Source organism: Streptomyces muensis, assembly GCF_021474425.1.
Taxonomy (GTDB): Bacteria; Actinomycetota; Actinomycetes; order Streptomycetales; family Streptomycetaceae; genus Streptomyces; species Streptomyces muensis.
This window is the reverse complement of record NZ_JAKEIP010000135.1, coordinates 1-23,313: the sequence shown is the minus strand read 5'-3', so window position 1 is coordinate 23,313 and position 23,313 is coordinate 1. Positions and strand designations below refer to the sequence as shown.

Annotated in this window: 18 protein-coding genes; 12 read left to right on the top strand and 6 right to left on the bottom strand. The window is 70.8% G+C overall.

Annotated elements, in window-relative coordinates; all coding sequences use genetic code 11:
- Window positions 1–96 precede the first annotated feature (96 nt).
- The gene (locus tag L0P92_RS27255; RefSeq protein ID WP_234765675.1) at window positions 97–1,110 is read right to left on the bottom strand and encodes a hydroxyacid dehydrogenase; all 1,014 of its coding nucleotides are present in this window, start codon (window positions 1,108–1,110) and stop codon (window positions 97–99) included.
- A gap of 122 nt (window positions 1,111–1,232) precedes the next feature.
- On the opposite strand from L0P92_RS27255, the gene L0P92_RS27250 reads away from it, so the two are divergent.
- The 9 genes from L0P92_RS27250 (at window position 1,233) to L0P92_RS27210 (ending at window position 12,837) form a co-directional block, all read left to right on the top strand.
- The gene (locus L0P92_RS27250; RefSeq protein ID WP_234765673.1) at window positions 1,233–2,486 is read left to right on the top strand and encodes a D-arabinono-1,4-lactone oxidase; all 1,254 of its coding nucleotides are present in this window, start codon (window positions 1,233–1,235) and stop codon (window positions 2,484–2,486) included.
- 127 nt (window positions 2,487–2,613) lie between these two features.
- Entirely contained in the window at window positions 2,614–3,861 is a 1,248-nt protein-coding gene (locus tag L0P92_RS27245) for an ROK family protein (protein ID WP_234765672.1), read from the top strand.
- Between the two features lie 193 nt (window positions 3,862–4,054).
- Window positions 4,055–5,320: an ABC transporter substrate-binding protein gene (locus L0P92_RS27240; protein WP_234765671.1), complete on the top strand. Its 1,266-nt coding sequence runs from the start codon at window positions 4,055–4,057 to the stop codon at window positions 5,318–5,320.
- Window positions 5,321–5,340: 20 nt separating this feature from the next.
- The gene (locus L0P92_RS27235; RefSeq protein WP_234765670.1) at window positions 5,341–6,306 is read left to right on the top strand and encodes a carbohydrate ABC transporter permease; all 966 of its coding nucleotides are present in this window, start codon (window positions 5,341–5,343) and stop codon (window positions 6,304–6,306) included.
- On the top strand, window positions 6,303–7,196 hold the full coding sequence (locus L0P92_RS27230) for a carbohydrate ABC transporter permease (RefSeq protein WP_234765669.1): 894 nt from the start codon (window positions 6,303–6,305) through the stop codon (window positions 7,194–7,196). Before L0P92_RS27235 ends, L0P92_RS27230 begins: the two co-directional genes overlap by 4 nt.
- A gap of 27 nt (window positions 7,197–7,223) precedes the next feature.
- Window positions 7,224–10,094 carry a glycoside hydrolase family 2 TIM barrel-domain containing protein gene (locus tag L0P92_RS27225; protein WP_234765668.1) on the top strand — a complete coding sequence of 957 codons (2,871 nt, stop codon included), beginning with the start codon at window positions 7,224–7,226 and terminating at the stop codon, window positions 10,092–10,094.
- 125 nt (window positions 10,095–10,219) lie between these two features.
- Window positions 10,220–11,227 carry an ABC transporter ATP-binding protein gene (locus tag L0P92_RS27220; protein ID WP_234765667.1) on the top strand — a complete coding sequence of 336 codons (1,008 nt, stop codon included), beginning with the start codon at window positions 10,220–10,222 and terminating at the stop codon, window positions 11,225–11,227.
- A 1-nt stretch (window position 11,228) separates the two neighbouring features.
- Window positions 11,229–12,035 carry an ABC transporter permease gene (locus tag L0P92_RS27215; RefSeq protein ID WP_234765666.1) on the top strand — a complete coding sequence of 269 codons (807 nt, stop codon included), beginning with the start codon at window positions 11,229–11,231 and terminating at the stop codon, window positions 12,033–12,035.
- Window position 12,036: 1 nt separating this feature from the next.
- Window positions 12,037–12,837, top strand: coding sequence for an ABC transporter permease (locus L0P92_RS27210; protein WP_234765665.1), 801 nt, complete (start codon window positions 12,037–12,039; stop codon window positions 12,835–12,837).
- 42 nt (window positions 12,838–12,879) lie between these two features.
- Here L0P92_RS27210 and L0P92_RS27205 read toward each other — a convergent pair whose 3' ends face one another.
- From L0P92_RS27205 to L0P92_RS27195, 3 genes are all read right to left on the bottom strand, one after another.
- A complete protein-coding gene (locus L0P92_RS27205; RefSeq protein ID WP_234765664.1) occupies window positions 12,880–14,883 on the bottom strand; it encodes a calcium-binding protein in 2,004 nt (667 codons plus the stop codon).
- Window positions 14,884–15,028: 145 nt separating this feature from the next.
- Entirely contained in the window at window positions 15,029–15,541 is a 513-nt protein-coding gene (locus L0P92_RS27200; protein ID WP_234765662.1) for a hypothetical protein, read from the bottom strand.
- Window positions 15,538–17,289, bottom strand: coding sequence for a PHP domain-containing protein (locus L0P92_RS27195; protein ID WP_234765660.1), 1,752 nt, complete (start codon window positions 17,287–17,289; stop codon window positions 15,538–15,540). Before L0P92_RS27195 ends, L0P92_RS27200 begins: the two co-directional genes overlap by 4 nt.
- A gap of 241 nt (window positions 17,290–17,530) precedes the next feature.
- On the opposite strand from L0P92_RS27195, the gene L0P92_RS27190 reads away from it, so the two are divergent.
- On the top strand, window positions 17,531–18,850 hold the full coding sequence (locus L0P92_RS27190) for a jacalin-like lectin (RefSeq protein ID WP_234765659.1): 1,320 nt from the start codon (window positions 17,531–17,533) through the stop codon (window positions 18,848–18,850).
- Window positions 18,851–18,877: 27 nt separating this feature from the next.
- Here L0P92_RS27190 and L0P92_RS27185 read toward each other — a convergent pair whose 3' ends face one another.
- Window positions 18,878–21,193 (bottom strand): ABC transporter permease, encoded by a 2,316-nt coding sequence (locus L0P92_RS27185; RefSeq protein WP_234765657.1) that lies wholly within the window; start codon window positions 21,191–21,193, stop codon window positions 18,878–18,880.
- Window positions 21,190–21,897 (bottom strand): ABC transporter ATP-binding protein, encoded by a 708-nt coding sequence (locus L0P92_RS27180; RefSeq protein ID WP_234765656.1) that lies wholly within the window; start codon window positions 21,895–21,897, stop codon window positions 21,190–21,192. Before L0P92_RS27180 ends, L0P92_RS27185 begins: the two co-directional genes overlap by 4 nt.
- Before the next feature lie 138 nt (window positions 21,898–22,035).
- Here L0P92_RS27180 and L0P92_RS27175 point away from each other — a divergent pair, with 138 nt between their 5' ends.
- Window positions 22,036–22,905: a sensor histidine kinase gene (locus L0P92_RS27175; RefSeq protein ID WP_234765655.1), complete on the top strand. Its 870-nt coding sequence runs from the start codon at window positions 22,036–22,038 to the stop codon at window positions 22,903–22,905.
- Window positions 22,902–23,313: response regulator (locus L0P92_RS27170; RefSeq protein WP_234765654.1), on the top strand; the 412-nt coding region annotated here is incomplete at its 3' end. The genes L0P92_RS27175 and L0P92_RS27170, both read left to right, overlap by 4 nt.

Below are 23,313 nucleotides of genomic sequence, written 5' to 3'. Positions count from 1 at the left end.
TGAGGACGAGGCCCGGAGGGCCGACAGCGGGGGTCTGGGGGCGTAGCCCCCAGGGGTGGGACGGGTAGGGGCGGCGGGGGCGAGGACAACCGGTCGTCAGGCCATGTGTTCCAGTTCGGACGGGACGATCCCGTGGGCCAACGGGTGCCCGGCGGCAAGCCGTTCCGCCTCCTCCACGACCGCCAGTCCCAGACGCGCCACCTCATTGCCCTGGGAGCCCGCGAGGTGTGGGGTGATGAAGGCGTTCGGCAGGTCGTAGAGGGGGGAGTCGGCGGGGAGCGGCTCGGGGTCGGTGACGTCGAGGATCGCCGAGAGGCGGCCGGCGCGGAGTTCGGCGGTCAGGGCGTCGTGGTCGAGCAGGCCGCCGCGCGCGGTGTTGATCAGGACGGCGCCGTCGGGCATGAGGGACAGCTCGCGCGGGCCGATGAGGTGGCGGGTCTCCGGGGTCTCGGGGGCGTGGATGGTCACGACGTCCGAGGTGCGCAGCAGCTCGGGGAGGTCGAGCAGGCAGACGCCCAGCTCGGCGGCCCCGGCCTCGTCGACGTACGGGTCGAAAAGGCTCACCCGGAGGTCGAAGGGGCGCAGGAGTTCGATCACCCGGCGGCCGATGCGCGAGGCCCCGATCACCCCGACCCGGCGGCCGTGGTTGCCGATGCCCGGGACCAGCCCCCAGCCCGGGAAGGCACGCTCGGCGCGCAGCCGGTCGCGGGCGGCGAAGAGGTCCTTCCCGGCGAGGAGGATCATCGCGAGGGTGTACTCGGCGACGGGGACGGCGTTGGCCACCGCCGCCGAGCTCACCGCGATGCCCCGCCGCCACAGTTCGGGCGTGGCGAGGCCCTTGACCGAGCCGGCCGAGTGCAGCACCGCACGCAGCTCGGGCGCGGCGTCGAGGAAGGCCGTGTCGAGGCGGGGGCAGCCCCAGCCGGTGACGAGGATCTCGGTGCGGGCGAGCGCTTCCTTCAGGAGCGGGTCCGGGGTCGTGAAGTCCTCGGCCACCAGGGCCGGATCGATGTCCACGGACCTCCGCAGCCGCTGCAGCACCTCCGGCGGGAAGACCTGGGGCACGTTCTCGGCGGACATGGCGAACATGGCGTACGGCCGCTGGGTCAAGGACGTGGCCTCCGGTTCGGTGGAAGAGGTGTGAGAAAGCGTTCTCTACAACGTTCTCCACCGTAGGCAGCCGCGGATGAGAGGGTCAACGCACACACACTCACCTTGAAGGACGGCGAGGGATGACGGAGACGATCACCAACTGGGCGGGCAACATCACCTACACCGCCAAGGAACTGCACCGCCCGTACTCGCTCGGCGCGATCGGCACGCTGGTGGCCGGGAGCGCGAAGGTGCGGGTGCTGGGCAGCGGGCACTCGTTCAACCGGATCGCCGAGCCGGGCCCGGAGGGCCTGCTGCTGTCGATCGCGGACCTGCCGCCGGTGATCGACGTGGACCGCACGGCCCGTACGGTCCGGGTGTCGGGCGGCGTGCGATACGCCGAGCTGGCCCGCGCGGTGTACGCCCACGGGCTGGCGCTGCCCAACATGGCGTCCCTGCCGCACATCTCGGTGGCTGGTTCGGTGGCCACCGGCACGCACGGCTCGGGGGTCGGCAACGGTCCGCTGGCCTCGTCCGTGCGGGAGGTGGAACTGGTCACCGGGGACGGGGGCGTGCTGGCCATCGGGCGGGACGACGAACGGTTCGGCGGCGCCGTCACCTCGCTCGGCGCCCTCGGTGTCGTCACGGCGCTCACTCTCGACCTGGAGCCGTCCTTCGACGTCGAGCAGCATGTCTTCACCGAACTGCCGCTCGACGGGCTGGACCCGGCCGCGTTCGAGACGGTGATGGCGTCGGCGTACAGCGTGAGTCTGTTCACCGACTGGCGGGCGCCGGGCTTCCGGCAGGTGTGGCTCAAGCGGCGTACCGACCAGCCGCTGCCCGACTTCCCGTGGGCGGCGCCCGCCGCCGAGAAGCTGCATCCGGTGCCGGGGATGCCCGCGGTCAACTGCACGGAGCAGTTCGGCGTGCCGGGGCCGTGGCACGAGCGGCTGCCGCACTTCCGGGCGGAGTTCACGCCGAGCAGCGGGGCGGAGCTCCAGTCGGAGTATCTGCTGCCGCGCGAGTACGCCGTGGACGCGCTGCGTGCGATCGACGGGATCCGGGAGACGGTCGCCCCTGTGCTCCAGACCTGCGAGGTGCGCACCGTCGCCGCCGACGACCAGTGGCTGAGCCCGTCGTACGGGCGGGACACGGTGGCGCTGCATTTCACCTGGGTCGAGGACACCGCCGCCGTGCTGCCGGTGGTGCGGCGGCTGGAGGCGGCGCTGGACGCCTTCGAGCCGCGGCCGCACTGGGGGAAGGTGTTCGCGGTGCCGTCGGAGGTGGTGCGTGGTCGGTATCCGCGGCTGGAGGACTTCCGGGCGTTGGCGCGGGAGCTGGACCCGGGTCGGAAATTCGCCAACGCCTTCGCGCAGGACATACTGGGAGAGTGAAGCTCTGAGGGACTTCGTAAACCCCCTTTCCTAACCCCTTGTCGAAAGTCCCCGCACGCCATAGCCTTGCGCCGCGCCGGTGCCGACGACGACCCCGGCCTGAGCGAAGGGACGGGGGACACGCCCGGTGAAGCGCACATCACGCGACATCCGCACCGCCAACCGCTACGAGGTGCTGCGCCAGATCATCGCCGCGTCGCCCACCTCCCGGCAGGAGCTGGCGGCCGCCACCGGTCTCAGTCTCGCCACGGTCGCCACCCTCGTGGGCGAACTGCTCGACCTCCGCATGATCACGGAGGTCGGGTTCGAGGACTCGGCCGGCGGCCGCCCCCGGGGGCTCGTGGCCGTCAACACCTCCGGCGGCGCCCTGATCGGCGTGGACATCGCGGAGACGTACGTCCATGTCGAGCTGTTCGACCTCGGGCTGAACGTGCTGGCCCGCGCCGAGGAGGACGTCCGCCCGGGTGAGAGCCTCCCCGAGCAGGTGGTGGGGCATGTCGCCGCCGCCGTCGGCTCGGTGGTGGCGCAGGCCGGCATCGAGGGGGCGCGTGTCCTCGGCGTCGGGGTGAGCGTGCCGGGGCAGGTGGACCGGGCCACCGGCATCTCCGAGTACGCGCCCAACTGGGACTGGCACGACGTGCCGCTGCTGGAGCTGCTCACCGAGCACATCGCCTACCCGCTGTACCTGGACAACCCGTTGCGGGCCAGCGCGGTGGCCGAGCTGTGGTTCGGGGCGGCGCGCGGGAGCGGGGACGCCGTGGTGGTCAACCTCGGCACCGGTGTGGGCGCCGGGCTGGTCCTGGGCGGCGGGCTGCACCGGGGTGTCAGCAACAGCGCCGGCGAGTGGGGGCACACCACGATCGTGCTGGACGGCCGGCTGTGCCGGTGCGGCAAGCACGGCTGCGTGGAGGCGTACGTCGGCGCGTCCGGGATCATGCTGACCCTGCGGGAGCTGAGCGCGGACAGCGCGCTGCTGCATCCGGAGGACCAGACGGCCACCATCGACGCGCTCGCCCGTGGACTGCGGGGACGCGACCCGGTGGCGCTCAAGGCGCTTCGCGACACCGTCCGTTACCTCGGCGCGGGCATCGCGGATCTGGTCAACCTGTTCAACCCGGAGGTGGTCGTGCTCAGCAGCTGGGTCGCGACCGCCCTGGGCGAGCCCCTGGTCACCGAGGTGCGCGAGGCCGTCGCCCGGCACGCGCTGCCCCGGCCGATGGCCGCCACCCGGATCGTCCTCTCCCCGATCCCCACCGACCCGGTCTGCCTGGGCGCGGCCACGTTCGCGCTGGAGGGCGCCTTGCAGTCCGTGGGACAGAGGCAGGCAAAGCGGACCGCCGTGCCCGCCAGGGGCCGTACCGCACCGCCTTCCTAGCACCCCCGTCACGTCCGGTATGCCGAACGTTGCACAACGCTTCGCACAGACTTCGTCCAACCCCTTGCCGAAGCCTTAGCCGAAGGTTAACGTCCCGCACCGCAACCCCCTTTGAGCCAACTGGCGCTGAGCCGCACCAGCCACAGGCAACGGGCCCAGAGCCGCAAGCCGTACTCGAGACAAGGACGTCAGCATGTCGGCATTGAGCAACAGGAACTTCGACCGCCGCACCGCACTGAGGGCCGCGCTCGGTCTGGCCGCCGCCGGCGGGCTCGCCGCGTGCGGCGGCAACAACGGCCGCGGTGGCGGGTCCGGTTCGGGCACCAACCTCGTGCAGATGTTCCACGCCTACGGCGAGGCGGGCACCGAGCAGGCCATCAAGCGGTACGCGAAGGCGTACAAGGAAGCCAATGTGACCACGCAGTGGATCACCAGCGCGGACTTCGAGAGCAAGCTCTTCTCGGCCCTGCTGACCGACAACGCGCCGGATCTCTTCGAGTTCCACCCGCAGATCCAGATGGTCAAGAGCGGCCAGGTGGCGGACCTGACCGACATCATCGACCCGGTCAAGGACGACTTCAATCCGGCCGACATCAAGTCGCACACGGTCGACGGGAAGATATACGGCGTCCGGATGATCGACGACCCGCAGTTCTTCTTCTACCGCAAGTCGATGCTGGAGAAGGCCAAGGTCGACGTGCCGACCACGCTCGACGAGCTGATGGAGGCCGCCGACAAGCTCACCACCGGCAAGGTCAAGGGCCTGTACATGGGCAACGACCTGCACAGCGTCAACGACACGTTGATCTGGTCGGCGGGCGCCCAGCACCTCGACGAGAAGAACCAGATCGCCTATCACACGGACGGCGTCGTCGAGGGCCTGAAGAAGATGCGCACGCTGTTCACCAGCGGCAACCTCCTCCTCGGCGCCCCGACCGAGTCGTGGGACCCCTCCTCGTTCAACCAGGGCCTGTGCGCCATCCAGTTCTGCGGCATGTGGGCGATGCCGGCGATCCAGGACGCGCTCGGCGACGACTGGGGGGTCTTCCCCTTCCCGAAGGTCACGGACAACGGCAAGCAGTCGGTCTACAACGGCGGCTGGTCGATGTTCGTCAACGCCAAGGGCAAGAACGTCGACGCGGCCAAGGAGTACGTCAAGTGGCTGTGGATCGACCAGAAGGAGTACCAGGAGGACTGGGCCACCTCCTACGGCTTCCACATCCCGCCGCGCGCCTCGCTCGCCAAGGAGGCCGACAAGCTCAAGTCGGGCAACGCCGCCGAGGGCGTCCGTCTCTTCAACGAGTTCGGGCACTTCGACAACATCGGCTGGACCCAGGCCATGCGCACCGCCTTCGAGGACGTCTTCGCCAACTGCGTCCGCAAGAACATGGACCCGGAGAAGGCCCTCGACAGGTGTGACACGGCCGTCAACCGCGAGCTCAAGAAGCTGTTCGGATAGGCCGCGGGACGGACCACGACATGTCGACGACCACCAAGCTCGACCTCGCGAGCTCCGCCACGGCGAAGGCCTCCCCGGCCAAGCCGCGGCGGGGTCTGCGGGGCAGCCCCACCTTCACCTTCTGGCTCTTCACCGGGCCGTTCCTGATCGGCCTGGCGATCTTCGTCTACGCGCCGATCCTCTGGAGCCTGTGGCTCAGCTTCTTCGAGGCCCGCTTCACCGTCACACCGGACAAGTTCGTCGGGTTCGACAACTACAAGTACATGCTGACGAACGACGACTTCGTCGGCTCGCTCGGCACCTTCACCGTCTTCGCCGCGTTCATCGTGCCCACCACCTGGGCGCTGTCGCTGGGTCTGGCCCTGCTGGTGAACCGGATGCGCTTCATGCGGGCGTTCTTCCGCTCGGTCTTCTTCCTGCCGACCGCGGTCAGCTATGTCGCCGCGGCCCTCATCTGGAAGATGTCCATCTTCAGCGGCGTCCGCTTCGGCCTGATGAACACGGTCCTCGGCTGGTTCGGGGTCGAGAACATCGCCTGGCTGATCGACCCGAACCCGCCCTGGTACTGGCTGGTCATCGTGACCGCCCGGCTGTGGCTGCAGTCCGGCTTCTACATGATCCTGTTCATCGCCGCCCTGCAGAACATCCCGGACGAGCTGTACGAGGCCGCCGCCATCGACGGCGCCAAGTCGGGCTGGCAGACCTTCCGGTACATCACCCTGCCCCAGCTGCGCGCTACGTCCACCGCGGTGATCCTGCTGCTGCTCGTCGCCGCCTACCAGGCCTTCGACGAGTTCTTCAACCTGCTGTCGAAGACCACCTGGGGCCGCCCGCCGCTCGTCGAGCTGTACTACAAGGCCCTCGGCGAGAGCCAGGACTACGGCGCCGGCAGCGCGGGCGCCCTCATCCTGACCGTGCTGATCTGTGCCGTGACCCTGCTCCAGGGCAAGATCATGGGCTTCGGAAAGGGGGACGAGTCCAAGTGACCACCACCATCCCCAAGGTGCGCAAGTCCGCACCGAGGTCGGACACGCCCAGCCGGGTCAGGCGCGGCGGCGTGATGAGCTCCACCGGCCTCTACATCGCCACCGGCGTCGCCGCCTTCCTCTTCCTGATCCCGTTCTACATCCTCGTCCGCAACGCGCTGTCCACCGACGCCGAGATCACCGGCGAGAACTGGAAGTTCTTCCCCACGGACATCCAGTGGGGCAACATCAGCGAGCTGTTCAGCGACGAGACGGTCCCCTTCGCCCAGTCCCTGTGGAACTCGGCGGTCGTGGCCACCCTGCACACCGTCGGCGTCCTGCTGGTGTGCTCGCTGGCCGGCTACGGCCTGGCCCGCATCCCGTACAAGCACGCCAACAAGGTGTTCTACGCGGTCCTCGGCACCCTGATGGTCCCGACCGCGGTGACCTTCGTGCCGAGCTTCGTGCTGGTCTCCTCGCTCGGCTGGGTGGACACCTACCGGGGTCTGATCATCCCGGGCCTGTTCAGTGGTTTCACCTGCTTCCTCTTTCGGCAGTACTTCCTGGGGTTCCCCAAGGAACTGGAGGAGGCGGCACGCATGGACGGCCTGGGCTACTGGGGCGCGTACTGGCGTGTCGTCGTCCCCAACTCGCTGAACTTCTTCGCGGCGATGGCGACCATCACCTTCATCGCGGGCTGGAACGCCTTCCTGTGGCCGCTGGTCATCGGGCAGGATCCCAGTTCGTGGACCGTGCAGGTCGCGCTGTCCAGCTATATGACCAACCAGACCGTCGTCTTCCACATGATCTTCATGGCGACGGCCGTTTCCATCCTGCCCCTGGTGTTCGTGTTCCTCTTCCTCCAGCGCTGGCTGGTGCAGGGGATCGCACAGACCGGCATCAAGGGCTGACGCCTTCCTCTCAAGAGCTGGAGACCGATGTCTTTCCGCACCACCCCCTCCGTCGACTACGTCGAGGACGTCTCCCCGGGCCGCGGGGCCCTCGCGCCCCGCGCCTGGTACGCCTCCTCGGACGCGAAGTCCCTGTCCCTCAACGGCAGCTGGCGCTTCCGGCTGTCGGCGACCGCCGACGCCGAGGACGAGTCGTTCGCCGAGGAGGGGTACGACGCCGGGGACTGGGCCGAGGTCACGGTCCCCGGCCACTGGGTCCTCCAGGGCGACGGCGCGTTCGGTTCGCCCATCTACACCAACCACCTCTACCCGTTCCCGGTCGACCCGCCGCACGTACCGACCGAGAACCCGACCGGTGACCATGTGCGGGTCTTCGACCTGCCCGCCGACTGGCCGGCCGACGGCGGCGCCGTCCTGCGCTTCGACGGCGTCGAGTCCTGTGCCCGGGTCTGGCTGAACGGCACGGAGCTCGGCGAGTTCAAGGGCTCCCGGCTGCCGCACGAGTTCGCGGTCGGCGAGCTGCTGAAGCCGGCCGGCAACGTGCTCGCGGTCCGTGTCCACCAGTGGTCGGCGGGCTCCTACCTGGAGGACCAGGACCAGTGGTGGCTGCCGGGCATCTTCCGTGACGTCACCCTGCTGCACCGTCCGACGGGCAGCGCGGGCGACTTCTTCGTGCACGCCTCCTACGACCACACCACGGGCGAGGGCACCCTGCGCGTCGACTCCGACGTCGACGGGCGGGTGTCCGTGCCCGCCCTCGACATCGATGTCGCCACCGGGGAGCCGGTGACGGTCGCGGTCGAGCCGTGGTCGGCGGAGACGCCGAAGCTGTACGACGGCGAGCTGATCACCGCCGGCGAACGCGTGCCGCTGCGGATCGGCTTCCGTACGGTCGTCCTGGAGGACGGCCTGATCAAGGTCAACGGCAAGGCGATCCTCTTCAAGGGCGTCAACCGGCACGAGTGGCACCCCGAGAAGGGCCGCGCGCTGGACCTCGCGACCATGCGCGAGGACGTGCTGCTGATGAAGCGGCACAACCTCAACGCGGTGCGCACCTCGCACTACCCGCCGCACCCGGCCTTCCTGGACCTGTGCGACGAGTTGGGCCTGTGGGTCATCGACGAGTGCGACCTGGAGACCCACGGCTTCACCGAGCAGGCCTGGCGGGACAACCCCGTCGACGACGACCGCTGGACCCCGGCCCTGCTGGACCGCGCGGCCCGCATGGTCGAGCGCGACAAGAACCACCCGTCGATCGTCTTCTGGTCGCTGGGCAACGAGGCCGGCACCGGACGCGGGCTCACCGCGATGGCCGAGTGGATCCACGGCCGCGACCCCGAGCGGCTGGTGCACTACGAGGGCGACTGGGACTGCCGGGACACCGACGTGTACTCGCGGATGTACGCCTTCCACGACGAGGTCGAGAAGATCGGGCAGCGCCTGGACGGCGGCACGCACAAGCGGCGTGAGCTTCCCTTCATCCAGTGCGAGTACGGGCACGCCATGGGCAACGGCCCCGGCGGACTCGCCGACTACCAGCGGCTGTTCGAGGCCCACGACCGGCTCCAGGGCGGTTTCATCTGGGAGTGGATCGACCACGGCGTCAAGCACCCCGAGCTGGGTTACGCCTACGGCGGTGACTTCGGCGAGGAGCTGCACGACGGCAACTTCGTCTGCGACGGGCTGATCTTCCCGGACCGCAGGCCCTCCCCCGGGCTCGTCGAGTACAAGAAGGTCATCGAGCCGGTCCGGATCGAGGGCGACGGCGCGGACGGCACCGTACGCGTGACGAACAAGTACGACTTCGCCGACCTGTCGGCACTCGCGTTCGAGTGGTCGTACCAGGTGGACGGCGAGACGGTCGAGGCGGGCGCCCTGTCGGTGCCGGCTCTCGCGCCCGGCGAGTCGGCGGACGTGAAGCTGCCGGAGCCGCCCTCCCACGAGAGCGGCGGCGAGACGCAGTGGACCGTACGGGCGGTGCTGGCGTCCGGGACGGCGTGGGCGCCGAAGGACCATGTGGTCGCCTGGGGTCAGTTCCCCGTGTCCGCACGGCAGTCGCCGGCCGTGGCCGCGAGCGACCGGCCCGCCGCGAGTGATCGCCTGATCACCCTCGGCCCGGCCTCCTTCGACGCCCGCACCGGAGCGCTGAAGACCATCGGCGGTGTCGAGGTGACCGCACCTCGGCTGGACGTGTGGCGGGCGCCCACCGACAACGACGACGGCGCCGAATGGCAGACGGACACCCGCTTCGGGATGCTGTGGCGCAAGTACGGACTGCACCGCATGCGGCACCGTCTGGACGCCGTCGAGCTCGGCGACGACGCGCTGACCGTGCGGACCCGGGTGGCGCCCGCCGCCTGGGAGGTGGGGCTGGCCACGGTGTACCGCTGGACCTCCGACGGCGAGCGGCTGCGGCTGACCGTGTCCGTGACACCGGAGGGCGACTGGACTGTGCCGCTGCCGCGGCTCGGTGTCCGGTTCGGGCTGGCGCAGGCGGATGCCGTGCGGTGGTTCGGCGGCGGTCCCGGTGAGGCCTACCCGGACACCCGGACGGCGTCGATGGTCGGCCGCTGGCAGTCCACCGTCGACGAGCTCCAGACCCCGTACGTCCGCCCGCAGGAGAACGGTGCCCGCGCCGACGTGCGCTGGGTGGAGCTCGGCGGGCTGCGGATCGAGGGCGACCCGGAGTTCTGGTTCAGCGCACGCCGCTGGACCAACGAGCAGCTGGACGCCGCCCGGCATCTGACCGACCTCACGCCGGGCGACACCGTCTGGGTCAACCTCGACCACGGCCAGCACGGCATCGGCTCGCAGTCCTGCGGTCCGGGCCCGCTGCCGCGGTACTTCCTGAAGGCCGAGCCGGCCGAGTTCTCGTTCGTGTTCTCGACCACGGAGTGAGAAGACGGTAAATGGATTGACCGATTGATCGACTTTCCGAGAGCGTTCGGAGGGTCGTGGGCGGCCGGTCGGCAGCGATGCCGGCCGGCCGTGCTTTGCGTTCACAGCAAGGGAGTTGATGCCGCTTGATTGGCAGTATCGAGGTTCGCGGTCTGTCCCGAACCTTCCACACCACCGTCCGCCGCCCCGGTTTCGCCGGTGCGCTGCGCTCCCTGGTCAACCCGGAGAAGGTCGCCAAGCACGCCGTGTCCGACGTGTCGTTCTCCGTCGCCGGCGGCGAACTCCTCGCCCTGCTCGGCCCGAACGGCGCCGGCAAGTCCACCACCATCAAGATGCTCACCGGCATCCTCACGCCGACGGCGGGCGAGGCCCGGGTCGCCGGGGTCGTGCCGTACGAGGAACGTGAGCGCAACGCCCGCAACATCGGCACCGTGTTCGGGCAGCGCACCCAGCTGTGGTGGGACCTCCCGGTACGCGAGTCGTTCGCGATCCTGCGGGACATCTACGAGGTGCCGAAGGCCGAACACGCGGCGCGGCTGCGGGAGTTCGACGACCTGCTCGACCTCTCCTCCTTCTGGGACACCCGGGTCCGCCACCTCTCCCTCGGCCAGCGTGTCCGCTCCGACCTGGCCGCCGCCCTGCTGCACGACCCGCCGGTCGTCTTCCTCGACGAGCCCACCATCGGCATGGACGTGGTGGTCAAGGAACAGGTGCGGGAGTTCCTGCGGCACCAGGTGGAGGAGCGCGGCCGTACGGTCCTGCTCACCACCCATGACATGACGGAGGTCGAGCGGCTCGCCGAGCGGGTCGTGCTGATCAACCACGGCCGGCTCGTGCTGGACGGCACGCTCGACGAGATCCGCCGCAAGTTCGGCTCGACGTGGCAGGTACGGGTGACGCTCGCCGACCCGCACACCGAGGTCGGCTCCCTGCCCGGGATCGCGCTGCTGCGGCGCGAGGGCCGGAAGGCCGTCTTCGGCCCGGACGGCCCCGACGCGCCGACGGTGCACCAGGCGTTGAAGCGGGTCATCGAGCGGTACGAGGTGACGGACCTGGCGCTCGACGAGGCGGACCTGGAGGACGTGATGCGGGCCGCGTACGTCCATGCCGGGCCGGTGGCGGAGGGAGCCTGAGATGGCCGCCGTACTGCACGGCTGGCGCGTCGCCCGCGTCACGCCGCTCGGTGAACTGCACACGCCGCCCCGGATGACGGCCGTCCTGCTCCGGCTGACCGTGCAGGTGGTCCTGGTGGCGTCGCTGTGGCGCGGTCTGTACTCCCACACCGGTACGACCGCCGGGCTCACCCGTGACCAGGCGGTCACCTTCGCCGTACTGGCCGTGCTGGCCTCCCGGCTGCGTGAGTTGGACCAGTACGCGGGCCGGGACACGGTGCTGCAGCACATGCACTTCGGCACGATCGTCTACTGGTATCTGCGCCCGCTGCCACCTCAGCGCTACTACGCGCTGCGCGCGCTCGGCGAGCAGGTGTACGGCCTGGCGTGGGCCCTGTTCGGCTACGTGGTCTGCCTGGCCGCGGGCGTCGTGGAGCCACCCGGGTCGGCGGCCGTGGCGGGGGTGTTCGCGGTGAGCCTGCTGCTGGGCCAGTGGGTCCTGCACTACGTCATGCTGCTGCTCGACCAGCTCTGCTTCTTCACCATCCGCAACAACTCCGCGATGCTGATCCTGATCTTCGCGCAGAATCTGCTGTCCGGGGTGTACGCGCCGCTGTGGTTCTTCCCGGACTGGTTCATCACGCTGAGCGCCTTCCTCCCCTTCCAGGCGACGCTGAACGTGCCGCTGTCGATCTACGTCGGCCGCATCGAACTGTCCGACGTGGGCGCCCAGTTGGCCATCCAGGCGGCCTGGGTCGTCGTGCTGGCGCTGTTCACCCGGTGGGTGTGGCGGCTGGCCGCGCGGCGCGTGATCTCGCAGGGAGGCTGAGATGTCGCTGAAGGCTCTGCGCCTGGTGTGGCGCATCTCGCTGCTCAACATCCGCTCCTCGATGGAGTACCGCACCGAGTTCCTGCTGAACATCGCGATCGGCGCGATCTGGCAGATGTCGGTGATCGTGTTCGCGACGGTGCTGCTGGCCCGGTTCACCGGGATGGGCGGCTGGGACAGCTCCGACGTCCTGCTCATCCCGGCGGTCCGGATGCTCGCGCACGGTCTGTTCGTGCTGTTCCTGGGCCGGATGCACTTCATCGGCCGACAGGTCCAGGAGGGCAGGATCGACATCTATCTGCTGCGTCCGATGCCCGTGCACCGCCAGGTCCAGCTCGCCTACTTCCCGACCAACGCGATCGGCGATCTGACGGTCGCGGCGGGCCTGATGGCGGGCGCGCTCAGCCGCAGCACCCTGGACTGGTCGGCCGGCCGGGTCTCCTACCTGATCGCCGCGGTGCTCGGCGGGATGCTGCTGGAGGCGGCCCTGTTCACGGCCGTGGCCGCCGCGTGCCTGCGCTATCCCGCCGCCGACTACTGGGGCCGCTGGCTGGAGGAGCTCCTCGGCACCTTCGGCAGCTACCCGCTGAACGTCCTGCCCAAGGCGGTCGGCGGCTTCCTCACGTTCGCCCTCCCGCTCGCCTTCGTCGCGTACTTCCCGGCCGCGGTCCTGACGGGCCACGACACGTCCGTCCCGTACTGGCTGGCGGCGTCCTCGCCGCTGCTGGGGCTGGTGGCGTATCTCGGTGCGCGGTGGCTGTGGCGGTGGGCGCTGGGGCACTACTCGGGGGTGAACGGATGACAGGGCCGGCCGGCACCCGAGGGTGCCGGCCGGTGAGGGTGCCTACGGACAGCTGATCCGGGTGTCCCCCGGATCCGTCGTGCAGGTGTCCGTGTTGAAGCCGCCGTTGGCGGTGTCGTTGCCCGAGACACCGTCGACGGTGTTCAGGCTGTCGTTGCCGTAGTTGCCGATCAGGTTGTCGTTGCCGGGACCTCCGTTGAGGGTGTCGTTGCCCAGGCCGCCGTCGACACGGTCGTTGCCGAAGTTGCCGTACACCGTGTCGGTGCCGGAGCCGGAGTTGATCGTGTCGGCGCCGCCGAGGCCGCAGATGACGTCGGTGCCGCTGGTGCCGGACATGCTGTCGTTGCCGCTGGTGCCGATGCGGGTGCAGCCGCGGGAGTTGTTGACCGTGGTCGGGGACGTCGTGGTGTTGTTGGCGGTGTCGGGGTCGCTCTGGGCCGCGCTCACGGTGGCCCGGTCGGTGAGGGTTCCCGTGGCCCTGGGTTCGACGACGACCGTCACGGTGGTGCGGGCGCCGGCGGCGAGGGTACCGAGAGCGCAGGTCGCGCCGGTGGCGGAGGTGGTGCAGGTGCCCTGGCCCGGGGTGGCCGAGATGACGGTGGCGGCGGGGCCGGAGATCGTGTCGGTGAGGGTGATGCCGGTGGCCGAGGTCGTGGTGCTGTTGTTGGTGACCGTCACGGTGTACGTGGCTCGGTCGCCGATGCTGACCGTGCCGGTGCCGGTCTTGGTGACGGACAGGTCGACGCCGGCGGGCGGCGGGGGCGGCGGCGGGGTGCCGACGCCGCCGAGGTAGCGGGCCAGGGCGCGCAGACTGTCGTTGTTGTAGCCGAAGGCGACGATCTTGCCGTCGGACTGGAGGGCGAGGCTTCTCACCCGGTCGCCGTTGCCGAAGTCGGTGGTGGTACGGCCGTTGGTGCCGAAGCCGGTGTCGAGGGTGCCGTCGGCGTGGTAGCGGGCGAGCGCGTAGTCGCCGCCCGCTGCGCCGCCCGCGACGATCAGGTCGTCGGGCTGGAGCATGAGGTCGTACACGGCGGAGCTGGTGCCGAAGTCGGTGGTCACCACACCGTTGGTGCCAAACGTTCCGTCACGGCTGCCGTCGGGGTTGTAGCGGACCAGTGTGAAGTCGTCGCCGCCCCATCCCGCCATGACGATTCTGCCGGTGGACTGCACCACGACGGTCTCGCCGAAGTTGTAGCCGCCCAGGTCCGTGGTGACCTTGCCGTCGCCGCCGAAGGTGGTGTCGAGACTGCCGTCGGGGTTGTAGCGGGCCAGGGCGTAGTCGAAGGAGGTCGCGCCCGCGTAGCCGACCACGACGATCTTCCCGTCGGACTGGAGGGCCATGTCCCGCGGGACCGCACCGCCCACCTCGGCGAACGAGGTCACGGCCACGCCGTCACCGCCGCCGAAGGCGCTGTCCGGGCTGCCGTCGGGGAGGTACCGGACGACCGCGAACGAGCCGCCGGCGAAGGCCGCGGCGACGATCTTCCCGTCGGGCTGAACCGCGACACCGGCCGAGTCCTCGGCCCCGCCGGCCAGACCGGGACTGACCCATCCGTCGCCGCCCCCGAAGGAGGTGTCGACGCTGCCGTCGGCGTCGTAGCGGGCCACCGTGAACCAGCAGCAGCCGGCGTTCTCGTCGTCGGTCTCCTGGTGACGGCCGACCACGACGATCTTCCCGTCGGACTGGAGCGCCACCCCCTGGGCCACGTCGTCGCCGCCCTCGAAATCGGTCAGCACCTCACCGTCGCCGCCGCCGAAGGAGGTGTCGACGCTGCCGTCGGTGTTGTGCCGCGTCAGAGCGAAATCGGCGCCGAAGCGCTGTTCCCACCCGACCGAGACGATCCTGCCGTCGGGCTGGACGGCCACGTCCTCGCCCTCGGCCTGGGTGGCGGTCGGGATGGTGACCCGTCCTCCGGTGCCGAACGCGGGGTCCAGGTCACCGGGTGCGGCGTACGCGCCGTGCGGTACGGCGACGACGCACGCCAGCGCCATGACCAGGGTGGCCAGGGCGCGTGATGCTCCCCGTAGGGAATCAATGATGGACATGGCGCCAGCGTCCGTATACACGGACGGCGCCTTGGGACGGCTGGCCAGTGAATCGGCTTACTGGGCCGCAGAGTTCCACCCGCCGGGGTGACCGATCCGACGATATGAGGCACGACGCCGGCCGGTCACGGTCCGGGCTGCCCCCTCAGTGGTCGGCGCAGCACGGTGTGGGATCCGGTACCTCGAAGGGCACCAGGGTGCCGCCCACCGCGGGCATGGTGGTCAGGACGAGTTCGTCGGACTGCCAGGCGGGGCGTACGTGGTCGCTCGTCACCAGGGCTGTGTCCGGGGCCGGTTGGCCCGGTGTGCCCAGGACCGTCACGCGGTCGATCGCCGAGCGGGCCAGGACGTCCGCGATCGTCAGCGTGCCGGTCAGCGCCGAGACGCCCGGGTAGAGCACCGCCCGGCCCTCCGCGTCCGGTGCCCCCGGCGACACCTGGTGTCCTGCGGCCATGAGTCGCTCCTGGGCGGTACGCAGGAGCGACTCGGACGGGAGGGTGAGGGAGAGGGCCACGCGCGGGCGCTCGCCCCGCACCAGGTGGGTGCAGCCGAACACACCCTCGGGGAGGGCGAGTTCGGCCGCCAGCGCATGGAGCAGACGGTCGGCCGTGCGGAGGTCCCGGACGTCCGCGTCCACCGTCAGGACGTACGGTGTCATGAGGGCAGGACCCACACCGGGTTGGAGTAGAACCACAGGTCGCGCCAGGGGTCGGCGTCGCCGACGACGTCGATGGCCGGGCCGGCCGGGTCGACGGCGGCACCCATCGGGCCGACGGCGGTGCGGTTGCCGTCGGTGCCGCGCAGACGGACGTAGACGGGGCGGTCGACCCTGCCGAGGTCGTAGGTGAGACGGACCGTGCCGGTCGACTTGTTCACCTCGTACGACTTGACCACCTTCGCCGTCGGCGCGGTGAACGTGTCCTTGTCGGCGACCGGGCCGGTCACGTCGCCCTGGATGACGTCGACACGGGCCAGCTTCGGGACGAAACCGGCCCAGTTGGGGCCGCCGGCCATCGCCACGTCGACCGTCAGCGTGACGTCGGTGCCCTTGCGGACGTGCAGCGCGCCGCCGAGCGTGGCCCAGCGGCGGCCGCCGCGCACCCGGACGTCGAGGGCGCTGATCAGCTGCCCGTGGTCGACCCAGACGCGGCCCGCCCGGATGCCTTCCATGACGGCGGCGTAGGAGAAGCCGTCGGCGCCGACGTGCGTACGGCTGTACTGGCCGGGCCAGTAGTCGCCCTCGGTGAGGTCGATCTGGCCGCTGTAGACGGGGTCCGTGTGTTTGCCGTTGGCCAGGTAGTCGCTGTCCGGGCCGCCGCGCTTCGCGGTGTCCGTGTAGACGTTGTGGGAGTCGGAGTTGGCGGTGATCCACCAGGGCTTGCCCTCGGCGAGGAGGCTGTCCCACAGGCCGCCGACGGTGGCGGTCATCCAGTCGAAGCCACCCCAGGTGCGGTAGCTCTCCAGCGGGTAACCGGCGAAGGAGTTGGCGCCCGGGCTGCCGTCGTAGAGACCGCGGGCGCGACCCATGCCGACGGACTTCTCGATGCCGGCGGCCTGGTGGCCGGGCGCGCCCTCCATGCCGACGGCGATCTGGTGGCGCCGGTCCGTGGCGTCGCGCCAGGCGCGGATCTCGTGGGGCGAGTCGATGCCCTTGCGCGCGGGGTGGTTGGCGAGCATCAGGATGTCCTTGACCTTGCGCCGCCGGACCTGCTCGGCAAGGAAGTCGAGGCCCGCGATGGCGAGGGCCTCGTTGGCGGGCGTCGAGTCGGTCGCCTTCCGCACGCCGCCGTCGTAGTCGGTCTCGAACTGTTTGAGGACGGAGACCTCGTTCTTGCCGGGGTGGACGAAGACCGTGCCGTGTTCGGCGGCCGGGATGTTCCACTCCAGTCCCTGGAAGAGGAGGGTGTCCTCGTAGGCGTCCCGGGCCTCGCGGATGTCCGGGTTGACCTTCTCCACACCGATCTTGGCGTGCGTCTCGTTGCCGTGGTCGGTGATGACCAGCCAGTCCATACCGTGCCTGGCGCCCTGGCGGACCTGGTCGACGACGCGGTACTTGCCGTCGTTGCTGTACTGGGTGTGGATGTGGTGGTCACCGGCCAGCCACAGGAAGCCATGCGTGCGCCGGCCGCCGAAGGCGGGGACCGCGGAGGGGGCCGGCGTCGCGGCGGCGGCCGCGGTCGGGCCGGCGACGCCCGCGGTGGCCAGAGCGGCGCCCAGCAGGCCCGTCCGGCGCAGCAGCGTGCGGCGCGACTGCTGTTCGGGGGTCAGGGCCTCGTCGGGCACGGAGGTGTCGAAGGCGGCGGGCAGGGCGGGCACCGCCACGTCGTGCGAGTGGTCGGGGCCATGACGGTGACCATGGCCGGGTCCGTGGTGGTGATGATGGCCGTGCGCGTGCCCCTGTCCCATGAAACGCCTCCCGATGCCGCTGCCTTCCGCGGCTGCCTCCTGCGGCGCTGCTGCGCCGCCTGTGGAGGATCAAGGCGAAACATGAACGTTGAACGACCAGGGGGTGACCACCGGGCGCCCCGAACACGGCGGAACGCCACGTCCCTCACTGTTCCCCCAACAGCCCTTGTACGTCACTCTTGTTGACATCGAAACTGAACAGCGCTCACCTTCTTCGTCGCTCATCGGAGACGCCCCCACCATGAGAAGACTGATCGGTACGCTCGCCGCCGCCGCACTGGCCGTCACCGGCCTCGCCACCACCGGGTCGGCCCCCGCGGCGGCCGCCACCAGCGGTACCTTCAACGTCCTGACGTACAACGTCGCGGGCCTGCCGGAAGGCCTGAGTTCCGGCAACCCGGAGAAGAACACCCCGCTGATCTCGCCGCGGCTGGCGGCGTACGACATCGTGAACGTCCAGGAGGACTTCAACTACCACGCGGCCCTGTACGCGGGCGACAACCACCCGTACCGCACCGCGACCAGCGGCGGTGTGCCCTTCGGCGACGGTCTCAACACCCTCTCGGACCATCCCTTCGAGGACTTCGAGCGGGTGAAGTGGAACAACTGCACCGGCACCAACTGCCTGACCCCCAAGGGCTTCTCGCTGGCCCGGGTCCGCCTCGCCGAGGGCGTCTTCGTGGACCTCTACAACGTCCACACCAACGCCGACTCCGACGACGCCGCGCTCGCCGCCCGGCGCGCCAACGTCGAGCAGCTGTCGGACTTCATCCAGGCGAACTCGTCCGGCAACGCGGTCATCGTCATGGGCGACACCAACACCCGGTACACCCGCAGCGGCGACAACATCCGCACCCTCGCCGACGAGAACGGCCTGACCGACGCGTGGGTGCAGCTGGCCAGGGGCGGTGTCCGGCCGACGCAGGGCGCGGACGCGCTGCTGTGCCCGACGTCGGCGCCGCCGAACACCTGCGAGGTCGTCGACAAGGTCCTCTACCGCGGCAGCGAGCTCCTGAAGCTCGACGCCACCCGGTACAACAACGACTGGGCGTCGTTCCTGGACTCCGCGGGCGGCAACCTCTCCGACCACTTCCCGCACGCCGTCGACTTCTCCTACACCCTCGACCCGTCCCTGAGGGCGAGCGACTTCTTCGGCGGCCCGCACGGCACGGCCTTCAACGACGCCGACGACCTCCCGGCCACCCCCTCGCCCCGCACCCTCACCCTGCGCGGCGCCTCCCGCCTGGACGCGGTCTCCCTCACGCACGACGGCGGCGCGGCCCTCACCCACGGCGGCACGGGCGGCACCGCGACGTCCCTGACCCTGGCCTCCGGCGAGCACCTCACCTCCGTCAAGCTGACGCAGGGCCAGAAGGACGGCCGTACCCGGATCTTCTCGGCGGCCTTCACCACCGACAAGGGCCGCACGCCGGCCTCCGGTACGGCGACCTCGGACGCCAGGACCTTCACGGCACCGTCCGGCTGGCAGATCGTCGGCTTCACGGGGCGGGCCGGTGCCGAGGTCGACAAGCTGGGGGTGCTGTACGCGCCGATCGGCTGATCACCGCCCCACGCGGGAGCCGTCGCCTCACTCGCTGCGCAACACCTCGGCCACCGTCAGCCGCCCCGCCCGCCGTGCCGGGACCAGCGCGCCCAGCACCGCGATCATCATCCCCGCGAGGGCGAGTGCGGCCAGGGCCGGGGCCCGCCAGACGTCGGTCATGTAGGCGGGCAGGGTGAGGTCGACGGCGCCCGCCATGCGCGGGATCACCAGGTGGTGGCCGGCCATGCCCAGCGGGACACCGAGCAGGGAGCCGATCGCGCCGAGGACCGCCATCGACGTCACCGTCATCACCGTGACCTGTCGCGGTGTCATGCCGATCGACTTCAGCATGCCCAAGTCCCGCCTGCGGTCACGGGTGTTGAGGACGACCGTGTTGAAGACGCCCAGTGCGGCGACGACGGCGAGCATCAGGGTGAGGGCGGTGGCGGAGCCGATGATGGTCCGGGTGATCGAGTTCCCGCCTCGCAGGTCCGGGGTGATCCCGGGGTCGGCGGCCCGGGCCGCGCGGGCGTAGGCCGCCGGGTCGGCGCCGTCGCGGAGTCGGACGTGGTAGGCGATGGGCTTCTCGTCCGGGGCCAGGGCCGTCAGCGTCGGCCAGTCGGCGATCACGACCCGGGCGTTGCTCTCCATGAACTCCCCGACGACCAGCACCCGTTCGGTCCTGCCGCCCTTCTCCAGGCCGACCCGGTCACCGACCCGTACGCCGTTCTGCCGCAAGAAGGCCGACCCGGCCACGATCTCGCCGCCGCCGCGCGTCCAGCGGCCGTCCGTGAGCACACTGTCCAGCCGGGGACGGTCACCACGACGTCCTTCGAGGATCACCGGGTGCGCGGAGCCGGTGAGGCGTACGTCGACGGAGGCCCGGGCGGTGATCTCGGCCGCCCCGGGCAGCCCGGCGAGCAGCGCCACGAGTCCACGGTCGTCGTGGCTCGGCCTGATCTCCTTGCCGTCCTTGAAGTTCGAGGCGTACACGGTGACCTGGTAGGCGTCCCGCCCGGCCTCGCCGAACCGGGTCATCGTCGTCGCCAGCCCGGTCGCGAAGGTCACCGTGGTCACGCCGAGGACGACGGCGGCGAGGGTGAGGGCGCTGCGCCCCGGCCGGGCGAACGGCAGGCCCATGCCCAGGCTCACCGAGCGCGGCAGCCTGCTGCCGGCCAGCCGCCGCTGGACGCCCAGGGCACGTCCGGCGCGCGGTGCGCTGCCCGCGCTGATCGCCCGGGCCGCCGACATCCGGTGGGCGCGCAGCGCGGGGGCGAGCGCGGCGAGGACGCAGACGGCGGGCATGCCGAGCAGCGTGACGGCGTTGATCCAGGGCGCGAGCCCGACCGTGTCGTGGAAGACGCCGGCGTCCGGGCCCGTGAACACGAACCCGAAGAACGGGCGGGCGAGCAGGTTGCCCACGACCGTGCCGAGCGCACAGCCCAGCACGGCGGGCACCGAGATCATCGTCAGGTAGACGGCGACCACCTGCCCCGGTGTGAAGCCGAGCGCCTTGAGCACGCCGATGTGCCGGAAGCCGGAGATCACGGCGCCGCTGACCACGTTGGCGATGATGAGGACCGCGACCGCGACGCCGAGGACGCCGAAGGCCATCAGATAGGGCGTGTACGCCCGTGCCGAGCTGCTCACCTGGTGCTTCAGGGCGAGATACGACCGGGAGGCGGTGAGCGCGTCCGCCGGGAGACCGTCGGTCACGGTGGCGAGCTGGGCGCGCAGCCGGTCGTCCGTCGAGGCGTCGGGGAAGCGGAACAGCATCTGGGTGGCGGTCGGGCGCAGCGCGTCGATCTGCTCGGGAGCGACCCAGGCGTCGGCGGTGCGGCTCAGGTCGAAGGCGAACCCGACGACGGTGAGGGCGGGGCCGCCCGGGGGCATCGGGAGCCGTTTGCCGAGGTCGTCCGCCGTCCAGTCGGACTGCCGGTTCAGGACGACCTCGCCGGGCCGGGTGGCCCAGCGGCCCGCCCACAGGTCCAGCCGGTCCACGGGGCCTTCGGGGTCGGCGCGGCCGACGACCGTGATCTCGGTGCCGAGGCCGAAGCTCATGCTGCCGTCGGGGAGTTCGACCGTGGCCTGGGAGTAGGGGCCGGCCGCGGCCTCGACGCCGGGCTCGCGCGCCACTTCGGCAAGCCGCGCGTCGGTGACCTCGGCCGGGTCGAAGGCGGCGACGACATGGGGGCCGCGCTGCCGGTCGAAGGCCTTGTCGAAGGGGGCGGAGGCCGCGTCGACCAGGCCGAGGGCGACCACCATGGCCGCCGTCGAGGTCAGGGTGACCAGTGCCATGACGAGTGTCTGTAGCCTGCGCCGCCGTACCGCCGCGCGGGCGGCGCGCCATACGGCCCTCATGCGGACGGCTCCAGGGTGTGCTCGCCGGTCACCCGGCCGTCGGCGAACTCGATCAGCCGGCTGGCGCAGCGGCGGGCGAGATGCTCGTCGTGGGTCACCAGGACGAGTGTCTGCCCGATCTGGTTGAGGTCGAGCAGCAGGTCCATGACCTGTTCCCCGGAGCGGCTGTCCAGGGCGCCGGTCGGTTCGTCGGCGAGCAGCAGGGCCGGGCGGTTCATCAACGCCCGTGCCACGGCGACGCGTTGGCGTTCACCGCCGCTGAGCACGGCGGGGTAGGCGCGCTGCCGGTCGGCGATGCCGAGCTCGTCGAACAGCTCCAGCGCGCGCCGCCGGGCCTGCCGTGCGGGCGTTCCGGTCAGCTGTGCGGCCAGGGCGACGTTGTCGAGGGCCGACAGGTCGTCGATGAGGTTGAAGAACTGGAAGATCATGCCGATCCGGCGCCGCCGGTACAGGGCGAGTCCCTTCTCGCTCAACTCCCCCACGTTCTCGCCGTGCACGACGATCTCGCCGCCCGTGGGCCGGTCCAGCCCGGCGATCATGTTCAGGAGCGTCGACTTCCCGCATCCCGAAGGCCCCATCACCGCGACCGCCTCCCCGGCCCGGATCTCCAGCGACACCCCGGCCAGCGCCGCCGTCTCGCCGTACTCCTTGCGCACGCCGTCGAGCCGTACGACGACCTCTCCCCTGCTGTCCTCAGTGACCATGGACAGGACGCTACGAGTCAGGGGCGGGCCGGGACATCCCTCCCCGGATGGCATCCGGTCGCTCGTCTCATCCTGTGGATGCAGGGCCTGCGTCCACAGGCCGATGCGGAGTCTGTGATCGTCTGCCAGGGTGAACCCATGGGGGAGGACTGGGAGACGAACGGCCTCGTGGTGGCGCTCGCGGTGGCGTGTGCCGCGGTACTCGTGCTGACCGTCGCGCTGGCGCGGACCCGGCGCCGCTGGCGGGACGCCGTCGGGGAGCGCGGCTGGCTGCTGGAACGGGAGCGGGAGCGCGCCGCGCGGGCCGCGGTCGCGGCCGAACGGGACCGTATCGCCCGTGAGTTGCACGACATCGTCAGCCACACCGTCAGTCTCATGGTCGTCCAGGCCAGTGCCGCCCGCGAGGTGCTCGGCACGATGCCGGACGAGGCCGCGGCGGCGCTGCGGGCGGTGGAGGACGCGGGGCGGGGCGCGATGACGGACCTACGGCATCTGCTGGGGCTGCTGACCCCGTCACCGAGCGGCGAGGAGGACGACGTGACCGATGACGTGACCGACGGCCCGCGCCATGTCGACGACACCGCCGCCGACCTCGCCCCGCAGCCCGGCCTCGACCGGCTCGGCCAACTCGTCGACCGGGTCTCGTTCGCGGGCCTGCCCGTCGAGGTCCGTATCTCCGGCGAACCCCGCCCGCTCCCGCAGGGCATCGCCGTCACGGCGTACCGCATCGTCCAGGAGGCGCTCACGAACGCCCTCAGACACGGCGACGGCGGCAAGGCCGAGGTCACCGTGCGCTACGCCGACCACGCGCTGCGCGTGGAAGTCCTCAGCACCGGCCCGAGCGTCCTGACCGGGGACGCCCCGCCGCCGATGGCACGGCAGGGGACGGGGCGCGGGCTGCTGGGGCTGCGGGAGCGGGTCGCGGTGTACGGCGGTGACCTGGACGCCCGTCGGCGGCTCGGCGGCGGGTACCGGGTCCGGGCGCGCATCCCGATGGACCGCCCGTGACGGCGCCCCGGGTGCTGGTCGTCGACGACCAGACGCTGATCCGCACCGGTTTCCGGCTGATCCTCACCTCGCGCGGCATCGAGGTGGTCGGGGAGGCGGCGGACGGCGCGGAGGCGGTGTCGCTGGCGCGCGAACTGGCGCCGGACGTGGTGCTGATGGACATCCGGATGCCGACGATGGACGGCCTGGAGGCCACCCGCCGCATCCTTGGGCAGTCCCCGGACCGCCGGGTGCTGATGCTCACCACCTTCGACCTGGACCAGTACGTCTATACGGCCCTGTCGATCGGGGCGAGCGGCTTCCTGCTCAAGGACGTCACCCCGGAACACCTGGCGGCCGCGGTACGTCTGGTCACCACCGGCGACGCGCTCCTCGCCCCCTCCATCACCCGCCGCCTGGTGGAACGCT

Excerpts from the sequence above, each read along its gene's own strand:
- L0P92_RS27205 (WP_234765664.1), bottom strand. The coding sequence starts at position 14,883 with ATGTCCATCATTGATTCCCTACGGGGAGCATCACGCGCCCTGGCCACC.
- L0P92_RS27195 (WP_234765660.1), bottom strand. The coding sequence starts at position 17,289 with ATGGGACAGGGGCACGCGCACGGCCATCATCACCACCACGGACCCGGC.
- L0P92_RS27185 (WP_234765657.1), bottom strand. The coding sequence starts at position 21,193 with ATGAGGGCCGTATGGCGCGCCGCCCGCGCGGCGGTACGGCGGCGCAGG.
- L0P92_RS27215 (WP_234765666.1), top strand. The coding sequence starts at position 11,229 with ATGGCCGCCGTACTGCACGGCTGGCGCGTCGCCCGCGTCACGCCGCTC.
- L0P92_RS27250 (WP_234765673.1), top strand. The coding sequence starts at position 1,233 with ATGACGGAGACGATCACCAACTGGGCGGGCAACATCACCTACACCGCC.
- L0P92_RS27200 (WP_234765662.1), bottom strand. The coding sequence starts at position 15,541 with ATGACACCGTACGTCCTGACGGTGGACGCGGACGTCCGGGACCTCCGC.
- L0P92_RS27225 (WP_234765668.1), top strand. The coding sequence starts at position 7,224 with ATGTCTTTCCGCACCACCCCCTCCGTCGACTACGTCGAGGACGTCTCC.
- L0P92_RS27210 (WP_234765665.1), top strand. The coding sequence starts at position 12,037 with ATGTCGCTGAAGGCTCTGCGCCTGGTGTGGCGCATCTCGCTGCTCAAC.
- L0P92_RS27235 (WP_234765670.1), top strand. The coding sequence starts at position 5,341 with ATGTCGACGACCACCAAGCTCGACCTCGCGAGCTCCGCCACGGCGAAG.
- L0P92_RS27240 (WP_234765671.1), top strand. The coding sequence starts at position 4,055 with ATGTCGGCATTGAGCAACAGGAACTTCGACCGCCGCACCGCACTGAGG.
- L0P92_RS27180 (WP_234765656.1), bottom strand. The coding sequence starts at position 21,897 with ATGGTCACTGAGGACAGCAGGGGAGAGGTCGTCGTACGGCTCGACGGC.
- L0P92_RS27175 (WP_234765655.1), top strand. The coding sequence starts at position 22,036 with ATGGGGGAGGACTGGGAGACGAACGGCCTCGTGGTGGCGCTCGCGGTG.
- L0P92_RS27190 (WP_234765659.1), top strand. The coding sequence starts at position 17,531 with ATGAGAAGACTGATCGGTACGCTCGCCGCCGCCGCACTGGCCGTCACC.